Source organism: Candidatus Omnitrophota bacterium (assembly GCA_028693815.1).
Classification (GTDB): Bacteria; Omnitrophota; Gorgyraeia; order Zapsychrales; family Aceulaceae; genus Aceula.
This window is the reverse complement of sequence record JAQUUP010000017.1, coordinates 1-14,968: the sequence shown is the minus strand read 5'-3', so window position 1 is coordinate 14,968 and position 14,968 is coordinate 1. Positions and strand designations below refer to the sequence as shown.

The following is a 14,968-nucleotide window of genomic DNA, read 5'->3' as shown; positions in this document are numbered from 1 at the left end:
ATTTTTGCGGCCCTTTTTTATATGAAAGATATACCGTTTCTAGCGAACCCGTGTCACCTTCGAGGTGGACCTTGGGTTTTTCTAAAAAGACGTTGTTTGATCGATAGAAGGAAAACTGATATTTAAATTCTAAGATAAGAGCCCCCGCCAAAAGGCGGGGGCTCTTTATGTTTTTTTATTCTGTTTATCGCTTCTTTATCGCTGGCGCGGATAGATCGCTGCCAGATTTTTGCGCAGATGCCAGATAATTCTTTCCTTGTTGATTTTCTGTTAGGTCTTGATACGTATATGTCGCTGGCTTAAATTTGTATCCTGTCTTTTGCGCGACGACATTACCGCTAAATCCATAAACAACACTGATAGTATATTGCCCATTTTCATCGGTGGTGGCTATGCTGAGACCTTCCTCATTGATCATATCAACTCCGACTACAGCTATATCGTTGGGCATGGAATAAACTATACCAGAAATATTAAGCGTTTTTGGGGTTGCCTCATAGTTCTGATTTATTTGATCATTCTCAATATTCGTATAGCTTCGGCTTATTGGAGTAAACGTGTATCCTGCCTTGAGCGGTGTTAGCGAATCACTAAAGCCATAATCCACCGTGATACTATAGATTCCATTCTCATCGGTGGTGGCTATGCTGAGACCTTCCTCGTTGATCATATCAACTCCGCTTATTGCCATATCATTGGGCATGGAATAAACCATACCGGAAATGATTAAGGTTTCTGGGTCAGCTATAAAATTCCAGACCTTGTTTTTCTTAAGAGAGGGATCTGCGTAGCTTTGAGGATTAAAGGAATAGCCTTCCTTTTGAGCTATGACGCTCACATCGCTCCAGATCGCAATATCTGAAAACGCGTATGTCCCGTCAGGATTGGTTTGTATGGTTTGGTCGTCTTCTCCGGCGACGTTCAAAGTGACAGCAACGCCTTCTAATCCCTGTCCTTGATGGGTCACTGTTCCTGATATGCTTAACAAGGGCCAGAAGTATGCCACCACACCATAGTTTTTCGTAACGTTTGTGATTTGAAGGGGATTGATCGGATCTTCAAAGATTTCCCCACACAAGCTTCTCCAGTAATAAAATTCATGCCCTGGATTGGCCGTGGCTAAGACAGGGGTGCTGTCTTGACCATAGGCGACTGTTTCGCTCTGCAGGCTTACAGAGCCGCCGGGTGTAGCGAAATAGGTGATGGTAAACTGTTGTAAAGCAAACTCAGCAGTAACGCTAAGATCACCATAAATAGGACCATCTGTTCTCTCTGCAGCAGTTACTCCATCTGACCACTGTACAAATGAATATCCTGTATCAGCCACAGCTGTGACAGGAGAACTATTGCCCCCACAGACAATAGTCTGTGGTGTTGGACCGGAGATGCTGCCGCCTGGCCCCGCGGTGTAGGTTAAGGTGTACTGATTAATGGCAAACTCTGCTGTCACATCAAAGTTGGCATAGATCGGTCCATCAGTTCTGTTCGGCGTCATTATCCCGTCCGACCATTGCATAAAATGATAACTGGTATTGGGTTGGGCAATAACCTCTGTTCCGTATTGACCCTGAGTTACGAATTGAGGGTTTTGACCTTGAATTATGCCCCCATTTTGAGCATTGTAACTTAGTGTGTATTGAGTATTTGTATCTAAATTAAAATCTTGTTGCATTAACGGGAACAAATCTCCGCCAGGATTAATGTAATGATAAAATGGCTCTCCACTTTGGTATGTAAGAAAACCAATATCATTTCCTTGAACATCACAAGCTTTTACTTTAAAGTCTCTAAAGCGATTTGGCAGACTAAGGACATAGACCCCCTCTTCGTCAGCAACTCCTAAGAGTTCATAGGTGTCATATTCGCGTAGCTGATATCCAGATTCTACGACGTGCGCACCATTAATTCTTATTACTCCCATAATGATAGTTTGCACCTTATGACCTTTGAAATCTTGATCTACAATGTTTTCAGTAACATTGAAATATTCATAAAATGGTTCCTCTGTTGGATCTGTGCGAAGGTCCCAATATGTTTCTGGATCAGGGTCGATGGCTTCTACTAATAAATGTTGGTTACTTGCAATTTCGAAAGAATAGACGCCATGTAGGTCTGTTTCAGCCAGAAAAATATGACTGTTTACCGTCTGGATAATCATTCCTTTTGTAGGATTTGCACCGCAACCAGAAAGCACCGTCCCTGAAATGGTATAGGTTTCGACATTAGGATTTTCTGAGTAGTCCTGATTAATCCAATCTTGATTAAGATCCATGTATTCACGATGTTCTGGATAAAAAACATGTCCTGATTTTTCTGCATGAACGCCAAGGTCTGTCCATCCATGTTCTTTATGGAATTCATAGTATCCATTTTCAACTGTCATAGCTAGCTCTTCATTATTTTCACCTAAAATTTGAACATTCTCCACGCCTTCACCGTTAACATCGGTTGCAATACCCGATATAGTGTAATGAGGGCGAATTTTGTATCGAAAGATATAAAATTCTTTATTCTCTGCTTTATACTGAGGAGTTGCTGACATTCCATCTTGCCATATCCACTGCGATGGCGTATTTGGATCGAGAGGTCCGTTCTCTATATGATACGTTTGTCCCTCGAAAGTATAGGTATATGCAACCCAATTTAGACGTGTTCCCCAAGGAAAAACTCCATAATTAATCCAATCGCTAACGGGAGAAAATTCTGGGTTAGTATCTAATACGCTCTGTAACAGACTTGCGCTAGGTTTTGTCGAATGATTCCCGGTATTCCATGGAGAAATATCTGCCCCATAAACTTCCCAGTCTGGATTTGTATAAATTGTTTGATTGGTATCTAGAAATTTGATTTGACCGATCAATGCCTGACCAGAAGCTTTATCACTAAAACCAACAATATAGATATACGAATCTGGAGCTACCGTAAAAGCACGAGAGTAGACTTTTTCCCATTGAATACCGTCGTCGTCTCTAAAGTCATACACCAACTCTCCAGTCTCAGGATCCTGGTGATAGACCGCGAAATAATTATCCGCGGCAAAACTGGCAAGAACGTTGACGGGTTCGACCGCGCCGCCTTCTTTTTCGAAGACATACACTGCGCCTGTGTTAATTTGAACGCCATCTCCATTTAAAGCTCCAGCAAAAGCAAAATCTTGAGATATTGAAACGGACATCCCAAGCTTATCATTTGGTTGTCCATCACTTGCGATAATTTGCTCAGCCTCAATCCATGACCCATCTGAGTTTTTCTCTAAAAAATAGACAGCACCAGTCCATCCAGAGTGCGCGGGCGACCCAATGATTGCTTTGCTTCCCGAAATAGCTGTATCAAACCCAAAGACCAAGTCGTTTGCCATATCGCTTGCTGTTATTTTTTGTTCCTCTTGCCAAAAATTCTCTGCGTTTTTATTAAATACATAAACAGCCCCAGCATCTACGAAGTTGCTTAAATCTGCGTAAGGAGCACCAACGAGCAAGGTGTTGCCTGATAAGCTGATGCGATTAAATTGATCTCCGTTAGTAGCATCGCTGGCAGTTAATTTCTGCCATTCTTGCCAAACACCATCATCATCTTTAACAAAAATATAAACAGATCCTGGCGCATCCCCATACATTGAAGATGTTGATATTGCTAAGATGTTTTGGTCGGCAGATATTTTCCAACCAAAATTATTTGAATATATAGGGTCGCTTGGAATGATTTTTTGAGTCTCTTCCCACAAACCATCAGAATTTTTCATAAAAACATATGCGGCCCCAGCCTTTTCGATACCATTGATATTAGCGTAAGGTGATCCTACAATAACTAGTTCTTCTGATATATAAGACGAAAAACCAAAAAGACTTTCGTTCGAAGCATCGCTTGCCACTAATTTTTGATTCTCAGCCCACTCGCCATTTAAGTTTCTTGTAAAGACATACGCAGCGCCAGCTTGATTTATTCCGTTTAAACTCGCAAAAGGACTTGAAATTAAGGCAGTTTCGTTATCGATTGAAACATATTGGCCAAAATTATTATTGGCGTTAGCATCGCTTGCCACTAATTTTTGATTCTCAACCCACTCGCCATTTAAGTTTCTTGTAAAAACATACGTAGCTCCGGCTTTACTTGTTCCGTTAACGTTAGCGTATGAGGCCCCAATAATCAAAGTGTCTTCTGATGATGCAAGGTGGTAAAAGCGATCATAGGTCAGTCCATCGCTTGCTAAAATCTTTTGTTTTTGCACCCAGTCGCCGCCTGATTTTCCAGAATCATCCTTTGGTTCCGGGTCTTCTTCCTTAAAGAAAGACTCCGGGATGCGGTTAGGGGTTGTTGGTTTCTTAGTATTAGCAGTCGCTGATTCGGTCTTGATATTACGAGTAAATGCTTTTGAGCCATCGATCGCAGCCGAAAGGACTTGGCCTGGAATTGAAAAGTTTAGAAAGATGACTAGCGTTAACAGCCTGGCTAAAAATTTATTTCTCATTTTTTTCTCCTGTTTTGTTGCGTGTTAAACAAGTTGGGCCCTATTCTCGAAAAGGTGAGAATAGGGCCCGATAAAAAGCTTTTATTCTTTCGATAGCTCAGCTCTCCGCGTTATGTCTGCGGAGCTGTGGCTTTGCGTACCCGGGTTGCCCCGAGTTTGCCTTTTCGAGAATCTTAATTTTTCTGACTATAAAAGAGCGATTTACTTATCTAATGAAAGTATAGCATGCGATTTAATCAAAAAAGGTTATTTTCAAGGTCTTAGGCAAGCGCTTTCTTGAAGAAAGAAAGAAGGCGCGTAAGAATCTTCATCAGCGTCGAGTAATTGTCTTAGGTTGGAAAAAATTGGGATGAAGGGAGGCTTAAAAAAAGATAAAAAAAAGAGCCCCCGCCAAAAGGCGGGGGCTCTTTATGCTTTTTATTCCTTATCTATTTTTTCTCATTCTGAGAACTGCCTTTCTTTTTTGATTGCATGATGAAATCTTGATCAAGAAAATCCCGATCCAGAATCGAATAATATATGGTTTCTGGTTCAAACGCTACTCTAGACAAGGACACAGTATGGGTAATGTCTAATAAGCCAAAAAAAGGATAGATGATGGTGTATTCACCTTGGTTATTAGTATAGCTTTCGTACATCGGAGCTGTTGTATTGTAAACACGTGCGCCTTCAACCGGAGTGCCGTTACTATCTAAAACTTTTCCTTTAATATAAGGCACCATAGTCGGATATCCGATCCACCAGACATCTCCTACAGGTAAAGGCCCTCCCATTTGAGGCAGGGTCCAATTATACACCAGAGTGTCTTGTTGGAGGTTTTCTATTTTAAATGGACCTTCTTCTCCGATCAGGGCAAAGAATGAAACCAGAATTTCTCCGTTCGCCGGCCGATACAAAGCTATGTTACCGCTCCAGCCTCTGGGTTTATAAAATTCGAAATGTCCTTGTTCATCAGTAAATACTCCTAGATGTTCGATAATTTCATAAGAATCAGGGTCCACATTAACAAGTTCAGCACCTATAAAAGGTCTGAATGTGTTATCGTTTTTAGCCGGTGGCGCGAAGAATGCTTTGCCCGATACGGTACAGGTCTCGCCAATGACTTCTGATGCCATATAGTCTTGATTGATATGGTGTTCTTGCAAATTATAATATGGTCGGCTTAAAGGAGCAAAGACATATTCTTCTTTTTCTGGATACAACGTGCCGCTCCAACTCTGAGGCTTGGTAATCGAATAATTGCCATCGCTGGTTGTTGTGAACAACACATACGCGCCTTCCTTAATATTGACATCCGCTAATCCTTCGCCATTTAAGGTTACTTTTCCACTAATGGTGTAAACCGAGGTTTGGCTATTAAAGTCTTGATTGTAATAATTCTGATTAATTTCCTCATATTGATAAAAAACTTCACCTGTGACCGTCGTAAAGTCAAGGAACAACCCTTGTGGATCCACTGCTTGTGTTTTAAAAGAAGTATCTTTATCAGCTAGAAAGCTATAGGTTCCATTGGATTGGCTGATCGCGTAGGTAATGGATGGATTGTCCACATCTTTGATCGCAATACCCGCTAGTCCAACATTATCAGAGCTGACTTTGCCTTCAACAACATACTGGCTTGGATCTTCAATAACAAAAGTGCCTGTTTGAAATGGCGACCCGATAAAAGCGGTATCAATAGATTGCACTCCCCAGAAATACTCTCCTGGCTGAAGGTCTTCTAAAACAAACGAAAGACTCTGACCCTGAGAACCTGGTCGAGAGATTCTTCGATATCCTGTGTTAAGATCTGCCATGGGTGAAATAATATCCACCTCATTTGGAGCGCTGCCCACAAATAGATTGTAAGTTAGTCCATTCGCAGGGGTGTGGTCATCTGTTCCTTGATCCCAGATAAGTTCAATAATTGTTCCGTTGGGATTCAAGATCGTTTGAACATTCTGAGGAGGCTCCGGTGCCTGGTTGGGCAGGGTAGTGATATTTTTGAGAATACGCATTTTATTAGCAGATTGGCTTCTGGATACTACATCAAGACTATGGTCGCCATTATAGTCGCCAGCGTTAAATCCTGTAGCTTCTACTCCATTAATGTTTCCCGCCAAAGTAAATCCGCAGTTTTGATCGCCATAATAAACATTGGGAGACGGGCCACTGACAATGTCAATATACCCATCATTATTGAAATCTCCCCAAGCACTTGAGCCAGGAATTTTGGTAATAGCTCCACCATCACCTATGTCAGTAAAGGTAAAATTGCCATTGTTTCCAAAGATTCTTGTATTACTTTCTCCGAAGGTATATAAAATCACATCTTGTTGACCGTTGTTGTTGATATCAAATACAAAGCTATGAGATCTTGATAAGAAATTGTCAGGAGAAACATCCGTAAAAATACCATTACCATCATTGCGATATAAGCATGGTTTTCGGCCAGGTATTGTGTAGAAAATATCGAGCATGCCATTATTGTTCAGATCAACCAGCTTAGGCGCCGATTCAGGCACAAATCTCTTGACAAACACATGAGAGACGCTACCATTTTTTTCATACACGAGTGGTCGAAGCACGTGTATTATAAGTTGACCATCAATGATTCCATCATTTCTTAAAATAATGCCGCCTGTTTCTTGACTGGATCCTGTTCCCACCTCCCCAGCGATTACTATGTCCAAATCACCATCGCCATCGATATCTCCATTGGTAAAACGAGTGTTGGACGTAAAAGGTTCACCAACAATATTGATATTAGAAAAAGAAAGGTTACCGTTATTGATATAAAGCTTAACAGGGTCGTTGTTTAATGATACTAAAACTAAATCGAGTAAATTATCATTGTTAATGTCTAAAATATTAAACGCCTTTACCGCAAAAGGCGTATTAGGTGTTAAAGGATTTTCTTTGCGAATAAAAATATTATTGTTCATATTTTCGTAAATCGAGAAAAGAGCGTATTGGCTGCTTCCACAAACGAGATCAAAATCACCATCATTGTCAAGATCGGCCCATGCGGTTGTGGTGGCGGCAGAGCCGTTAATATTTGGATTGATCGCTTCAAAAGGAATGCTTCTTGAGTCTTTTTGAACTAAGCTATCTTCAAAAAACTCATTCGGTATTTTCTTTAGCGAAATGTCTTTAGTATCATCAGGAAGCTCTTGCTGGGTGCGGATATTACGGCTAAAGGGTGTAACATTTTTTTCTGCCTTGAATGTATCAAAAGGCTTACTAAGTGCCGTGCTAAAATCCATGGATACAAAAGCTGTGACTAAAATCGAAATAATTAATAATTTCTTGTTCATTGTGCCCCTCCTTAAGGTTTTTAATATCTTTATAAACACGTTGGGCCCTATTCTCGAAAAGGTGAGAATAGGGCCCATAAATCTATTCTTCTGGCTTTGCGTCGCCTGATCCCTCAGGGCTTGTCTTTATCCCACTAGACAATATTTTTATATGTTTTTTCTAATAGGACGTTCGAAAAGTTTTCATTTCAAATTTTAAAAGAACAGTTTTTATTTCTTTTAAAAAGATAGCATGAGAACATTGAAAAACAAGGTCGTTTAGGAGGAAGGTGAGCAAACGCTTTCTTGAAGAAGGAAAAAATATGCGTAAAAAAACTTCATCAGCGTCGAGAAATGGTTTTAGGGCAGTGAGAAATTGGGATGAAAGGAGGTTTAAAAAAAATGAAAAAAAGGTCACAAAATAATGTCTTGCGACCTTCTGGCATTTCTGAGATTTCGTTAGTTATTGGTTCAGCACAGCCTTAAATTTCTTGGTTAAAAGAGGAATAACTTTAAATACATCACCCACAATACCATAATTTGCAACGGTAAAGATGGGTGCGCTAGGGTCTTGGTTGATCGCAATGATGATGCGAGAGGATTGCATTCCAACCAGATGTTGAATCTGTCCAGAGATGCCACAGGCGATATAGATTTTTGGGCAGACTGTTTTTCCTGTTTGGCCGACTTGATGGGAATATGGAATCCAATCGCTGTCAACAGCCGCCCGAGAGGCACCGACAGCCCCGCCTAAGACCTTGGCAAGGTTTTCTAAGATTTCAAAATTCTCTGGCCCTTTCATCCCTCGCCCACCAGAAACAATAATATCTGCTTCTGCAATATTGATCGTGGATGTCACTTCTTCAACAATGTCTAAGAGTTTTGTTCGAGAGCTTAGGAGTGTCTTGGAAACGGTTTCTTCAATGATTTCTCCTTTTCGAGAAGTATCGATATCCGCTTCTTTAAAAACTTTATGCCGAACAGTTGCCATTTGAGGGCGATGGTTTTTGCTTAAAATAGTGGCCATGATATTTCCGCCAAATGCGGGTCGTGTTTGCATCAAGAATTTTTCTTTTTCATCGATATCAAGTCCTGTACAATCCGCGGTGAGGCCGGTGTGCAGTTTTACGGCAACACGCGAGATTAAGGATCGGCCAATAAATGTTGCGCCACACAAAAATATTTCTGGCCTGTGTTTACGAATCAAATTAACCAAAACTTTTGTGTATGGTTCATCTAAGAAATTTTCTAGTTCAGGGGCATCGACAAAATAAACTTTGTCTGCGCCGCGATGAATCAGCTGCTGAAGATTGTCTTTGATATTGTGTCCAAGGACAACACAACAAACTTCTGTATCTAATTTTTTAGCAAGATCTTGAGCTTTCCCCAAAAGTTCGTAAACAACAGATTGGATGACACCTTTTTTTTGTTCACCAAAAACCCAAATTCCTTTATAGTCTTCCAAGTTTGGTGTTTTGCTAGAATCGCGTTTAAGTTCAATCGCGTCAAATTTGCAAGAATCAACACAGGCGCCGCAGAGTGTGCATTTGTCTAGATCTATAACAGCTTTCTTGTTGACCATTGTGATCGCTCCAAACGCACAAACCTTGACGCAAAGGGTGCATCCGGTACATTTATCTGTAATCACTTGTATACTCATTTTAAACTAACCTATCCTTTAGCAAATCAGTGAGTTTTGTTGTTGTGTCTTCTGGTTCACCCTCAAAGATTTCTCCTCTAGGACGAGGAGGTGGAGTAAATATTTTTGAAACCCATGTTGGAGAACCCATTAGCCCAAGGCGCACTTCATCAAGGTCTAGGTCGATGGCTTTCCATGTTGAGATGATTGCTTTTTTTGCTTTCATTCGCCCTTTTAGGGAAGGGATTCGAGGTTCATTGATTTCTTTGACAACGGTCAAAAGACAAGGAAGCGTTGTTCTAACAATATCAAAACCTTCTTCGGTCATGCGTTCAACACGAGCAACGTTATCCTTAATTTCTTCAATCTTTTTAACATACGTGACTTGAGGGATGTCCAACTGTGTTGCAATGCCAGGACCGACTTGCGCTGTATCTCCGTCCGAGGCCTGCTTTCCGCAGAGAATAATATCAAAATCTTTAATTTTCTTAATTGCCATAGCAAGCGTGTATCCTGTTGCAAGTGTATCCGATCCTGCGAATGCGCGATCGCTAATCAGATAGCCTTCGTCGCAACCCATTGAGATAGCTTCTCTCAAAACAGCTTCGGCTTGAGGTGGTCCCATGGTAATGACAATGGTTTTTCCGCCATATTTTTCCTTGAGGCGCACACCTTCTTCAATAGCATAGGTATCAAAAGGGTTGATAATAGATTCAACGCCTTCACGAATGAGCGTATTTGTTTCTGGGTCGATACGAACTTGCGTTGTATCGGGGACTTGTTTAATGGAAACAATAATATTCATGTTATTTTGAAGTTTCCTTAATTAAGTTGAGTGCAATAATATTTCTTTGGATTTGATTGGTGCCTTCGTAGATTTGAGTGATTTTGGCATCGCGCATAAATTTTTCTGCAGGATATTCATGCATGTATCCGTAGCCTCCAAGAATCTGGACTGCATCTGTTGACACTCTCATGGCTGTATCAGAGGCAAACATTTTTGCCATGGCCGAATCTTTTGCTAAATTTTTCACTCCAGCATCAATTTGTCGTGCAGAGGCATAGACTAAAGCGCGCGCTGCTTCAACTTGCGTTGCCATATCCGCAAGCATGAATTGAATGCCTTGAAAACTTGAAATCGGTTTTCCAAATTGCTTTCTTTCTTTGGCGTATTTGACGGCAACATCCAAAGATCCTTGGGCGATTCCTAAAGCTTGAGCGCCAATGCCTGGTCGAGACATATCAAAAGTGCGCATGGCAATAATAAATCCTTGGCCTTCTTTGCCAATTAAGTTTTCTTTAGGAATTTTACAATCTGTAAAAATAAGTTCTCGTGTAGAAGATGCGCGAATACCCATTTTGTCTTCTTTTTTTCCAAAGGTAAATCCAGGAGTATCTTTCTCGACGATAAAAACACTAGCGCCGCGGGCACCTTTTGATTTGTTGGTCATCGCAACAATAGTGTAAATTTCTGCATCACCACCATTGGTAATAAAATGCTTGGTTCCGTTTAGGACATAATGATCGCCGACTTTTTTAGCGGTTGTTTGCATGGCACTGGCATCAGAACCAGCAGCTGGTTCTGTGATACCAAAAGCAGCTAATTTTTTACCTGAGGCGATGTCTGGAAGATATTTTTCTTTTTGTTCTTCGCTTCCAAATAAAAGGATAGGGTCTGTTCCAAGCGCTGTGGCTGAAAAGGCAAGGGCGATACCAGCACATCCTCTTGAAAATTCTTCAATGGCGATGCATAGCTCCATGAGTCCGCCACCCATGCCGCCGTATTTTTCGTCGATGTATACGCCAAAAATATCAGAATCGGCCATGACTTTGACAATGTCCCAAGGAAATTTTTCTGTTTTATCAAGCTCTCCAGCGACTGGGATAATTTTTTCAACAGTGATTTCGCGGCAAAGATCCCGAAGCATCACTTGTTCTTCAGTCAATAAATAATCCATTATAACTCCTCCGATTGATTGAATAAAATAATATCTAATTTAGTCTCTATGAAACTTTTCCATACTACCACACAGTTGCCGTGCTAGGCAATATTTTTTTTGATTTTTCTTTTTGTTAAATCAAATTGTATTTTATGATAAAAATATATATACATTTGGTTATTTTTTGATTATTTAGAGATAGTAATGTTTGCTAATATTCACAAAGCAATGAAATATTTGCTTTGTCTTCAACAATCTTTTCATTTTTTTGAGGAATGCAGACGATGTTATAAAAAACTCTTGATTTCTTGTATTTTCTGGGTAAATGTAAGATATGTAAGTTGATGTAATTATATGTAATCTGATGGCTAATATAGGACTCTAATCGTAGTTTGTTGATTTTTATGATAAACAACAGATTATATAGAAAAAAATATGTAAAATAACTTGACATACAAACTTTAATGTAATAAAGTAGTTCTCAAAGATAGTTAATGTTATCAATAAGCTTAATACGATTCAATAAGCAATAAATAGGAAGAAAACGAAGTGGCCATTAATTCATTAATGACTATAGAGGAAGTTGCTGATTATTTGCGCGTTAAAAAGCGCACTGTTTATGATTGGTTAAAAAAAGGGAAGATCCCTGCAATTAAAACAGTCGGGCAATGGAGATTTAAAAAAGAGAAAATTGATCAGTGGTTGGAAACTCAGAATCAAGGAGGGGGAGTATGGCAAATATAAGCAAAACTGATCTTATTGAAGATCTACGTGCGCTTGTTGCCGAAATTTTAGAGTCAGATCCATCGGAAATTGACGGGGACGCGAATTTTGTTAAGGACCTTGGGATGGACTCTATGATGGCGTTAGAAATTCTGGCAGGGATTGAAAAGAAATATAAAATTGTAATCCCAGAGGACACATTACCAAAATTTACAACGCTAAATGCAACAGCAGGGATTGTTGACGATATTATGACAGGAAAGACATCTGCGTAATAGTTTTTGTATTCTTCTTTGTAGACCTTACTTTAAGGAAAGGGTATCAATATGTATTTGAAGCGAATTGAAATTTTTGGATTTAAATCTTTTGCAGATAGGACTATCTTAAATTTCGAGCCGGGCATTACTGCCGTTGTTGGTCCTAATGGTTGCGGAAAAAGCAATGTGTTTGACGCTATTCGATGGGTTTTAGGTGAGCAGAGCATAAAAGAATTAAGAGGCTCTTCTAGAGAAGATGTTATTTTCAATGGAACCAATAAAAGAGCGCCTTTAAATTTTGCCGAAGTCAGTCTTACTTTTTCCAACGAGACCAAAGTTTTCCCTATAGAATATGATGAAGTTACTGTTTCAAGAAGATTGTTTCGCTCTGGCGAGAGCGAATATCTTTTGAACAAAACACCTGTTCGCTTAAAGGATGTTTTGGAGCTTTTTATGGGAACTGGCGTGGGAGCAGAGGCTTATTCTTTGGTGCAGCAGGGAAAAGTAGATTTGATTGTTAGCGCTCGACCAGAAGATCGACGTCTTATTTTTGATGAAGCCGCAGGCATTACAAAATATAAATCCAAAAAACGTGAAGCTTTAAATAAATTAAAAGATACCGAAGGCAATTTGTTGCGTAGCAACGATATTACGATTGAGGTTAAACGCCAAATTGCATCGATCGAGCGTCAGGCAAAAAAGGCGCAGCGCTATAAAGAATCATTCGAAAGGCTTAAAGCGCTGGAGTTTATTTTTGCGGAACATCAGTTGTCTACTTTCGGACAAAGACAAGATGAGCTTCAGAATTCCTTAAATGATTTTCAAGTCGAAGAACAAGCGCTTCACGATCAGTTAGAATCTTTAAATGGTTTGTTGTCTCAAGAAAACAATTTGATTTCTGAATTAGATGAAAAAGCTAATGAACTTCATCGAGAAAGTATTAAAGTTGAAAATCAGATTGAAATGGAAAATAGGCAAATCGGTTTTAATGAAGAGCGCATTGTTGCGATTGATTTAAATGAGCAAAAGATTGAAGAACAAAAGAATCAGCTCAAAGAAAGATGTCGAACCCAAGAAGAAAAGATCAATTCTCTCAAAGCATCTTTTAAGAATCTCAAAGAAACAATTATCCGAAATTTAGAGACAGTCACGACGAGAAAAGATGATCTTGCTCAATTAGAGGAGAGTATTCGTGAAAATAAAAATGGAATCAAGCAGGAAGAAGAAGCTATTCTTGAGAAATCAACAGATCAAGTTCATTTGAAAAATGAATCAACAGAGATCATGAAGAATTTTCAAGGGTCTTTGGCGCGCAAGCGTCGTTTGGATCTTGAAAACAATAAAGTTCATTTAGAGAAGGAAGCGATTGATAATAAACTTCGAAGTGTTTCGGAAGACATTGACCGTTGTTCTGAGAGGATTGACGACCTTAAAGGAAATCAAGAGTCAAAGAAAAATGCGCTTGATCAAATCAAGCAAAGTTTTTTTGTTCTTGAAAAAACAATTAATGATTTAGAGAATTCGAAATTATCTTTGTTGTCAAAACGAGAATTTATCGAAGATATGCGCACTCAGTATGAAAACACGTCGGATCCTGTCGCCCAAGGAACGCTTTTAACATCACAACCACCGCTTGAGGAAGTCAAAGGAATTATCGGAAGAATCAAAGGTGTTCAAAGGTGTGATGAGTCAAAGCAAAGGGCGTTGGCTGAGCATTTTCAATCGGCTCAAGGAAACGGATTGTATGAGATTTCTTGCGAAACAAAGTTTATTGAGCTTGAGCCAGAGCAGATTACCATCAAAATTGAAGAGCTTGCATCTCAGATTGCATGTCATATTGAAGAAAAGAATCATATGGCAGGGCAAATTGCTGAGCAGCAAGAAGAAATTAATCATATTAATATGGATGTTCACCAGCATGAGCGAGAGCTTTCTCGACTTGAAGCAGACAAAAATAATATTCTAGATGAGTCAAGCAAGCTTTTAGAGGAACTTAATATTATTAGTCAGGAACTGATCGAGACAAAAGAATCTTTAAATGATTTAAAGTCTCGAGAAGATCATTTGATTGAGCAGCTTAATTTGATCGCTGATGAGATCGGTCATCTCAAAGCACGCATCAGTCAGCGTCAAGATGAGATTGCTGGAAAATCAGAGCAGAGAGAAGCTGTGATTGTTGAGATTGCGCAACTTCAAACCGAGCTTGATTCTTCTCGCGAGCAAGAAGCCGGACAAGAAGAAAACTTAAGAATTTTTGAAGAGACACTCAATGGGGGTGTTGAAGAATTGCATCGTCTTGAGTCAGAAGCGTCTGAGCGACAGGCAAAGAAAAAAGAACATATTCAGTCAAGCGAGCAGATTCGTTTTAAAATACAAGAGCTTGAATCGAAAAAGCAAAGCTTGAAGGAAGCCTTGACGGCATACGATAGTCAAAAAGAAGATGTTTACAATCGGATTTCTTTGATGCGTCCTCAAATTAAAGAGGTAGAAGGAAAGCTCGAAGAAATTCGTAGTGATGCGCATAACCGTCAGCTTAAGAAACAAGAATTGTCTTTTGGTCAGCAGAGTTTAAAAGACAAAATATCGCAAACATATAAAATTGATTTTGATGTAGTTCTTAATTAGTCAACGGAGGTCATTGAGTCCGCTGACGATTTTCAAAATGA

General features: G+C 39.7%; 8 protein-coding genes and 1 riboswitch. Of the genes, 3 read left to right on the top strand and 5 right to left on the bottom strand.

Features of this window, described 5'->3' with window-relative positions; translation table 11 throughout:
- Positions 1-184: 184 nt before the first annotated feature.
- From PHY73_06320 to PHY73_06300, 5 genes are all read right to left on the bottom strand, one after another.
- Positions 185-4,468: a hypothetical protein gene (locus PHY73_06320; protein ID MDD3375316.1), complete on the bottom strand. Its 4,284-nt coding sequence runs from the start codon at positions 4,466-4,468 to the stop codon at positions 185-187.
- Between the two features lie 88 nt (positions 4,469-4,556).
- A riboswitch (cyclic di-GMP riboswitch) is annotated at positions 4,557-4,639 on the bottom strand.
- A gap of 257 nt (positions 4,640-4,896) precedes the next feature.
- Entirely contained in the window at positions 4,897-7,764 is a 2,868-nt protein-coding gene (locus PHY73_06315; GenBank protein MDD3375315.1) for an FG-GAP-like repeat-containing protein, read from the bottom strand.
- Positions 7,765-8,206: 442 nt separating this feature from the next.
- On the bottom strand, positions 8,207-9,403 hold the full coding sequence (locus tag PHY73_06310) for an electron transfer flavoprotein subunit alpha (GenBank protein ID MDD3375314.1): 1,197 nt from the start codon (positions 9,401-9,403) through the stop codon (positions 8,207-8,209).
- A 1-nt stretch (position 9,404) separates the two neighbouring features.
- The gene (locus PHY73_06305; protein ID MDD3375313.1) at positions 9,405-10,187 is read right to left on the bottom strand and encodes an electron transfer flavoprotein subunit beta/FixA family protein; all 783 of its coding nucleotides are present in this window, start codon (positions 10,185-10,187) and stop codon (positions 9,405-9,407) included.
- Between the two features lies 1 nt (position 10,188).
- Positions 10,189-11,340, bottom strand: coding sequence for an acyl-CoA dehydrogenase (locus tag PHY73_06300; protein MDD3375312.1), 1,152 nt, complete (start codon positions 11,338-11,340; stop codon positions 10,189-10,191).
- A 531-nt stretch (positions 11,341-11,871) separates the two neighbouring features.
- Between PHY73_06300 and PHY73_06295 the strand changes: the two genes are divergently transcribed.
- The 3 genes from PHY73_06295 to PHY73_06285 are packed head-to-tail and all read left to right on the top strand — an operon-like array spanning position 11,872 to position 14,927.
- Positions 11,872-12,066 (top strand): helix-turn-helix domain-containing protein, encoded by a 195-nt coding sequence (locus PHY73_06295; GenBank protein MDD3375311.1) that lies wholly within the window; start codon positions 11,872-11,874, stop codon positions 12,064-12,066.
- Complete coding sequence (locus PHY73_06290) at positions 12,054-12,320, top strand: acyl carrier protein (protein MDD3375310.1); 267 nt, start codon at positions 12,054-12,056, stop codon at positions 12,318-12,320. Before PHY73_06295 ends, PHY73_06290 begins: the two co-directional genes overlap by 13 nt.
- A 51-nt stretch (positions 12,321-12,371) precedes the next feature.
- A complete protein-coding gene (locus tag PHY73_06285) occupies positions 12,372-14,927 on the top strand; it encodes an AAA family ATPase (protein ID MDD3375309.1) in 2,556 nt (851 codons plus the stop codon).
- The last annotated feature ends 41 nt before the right edge of the window (positions 14,928-14,968 follow it).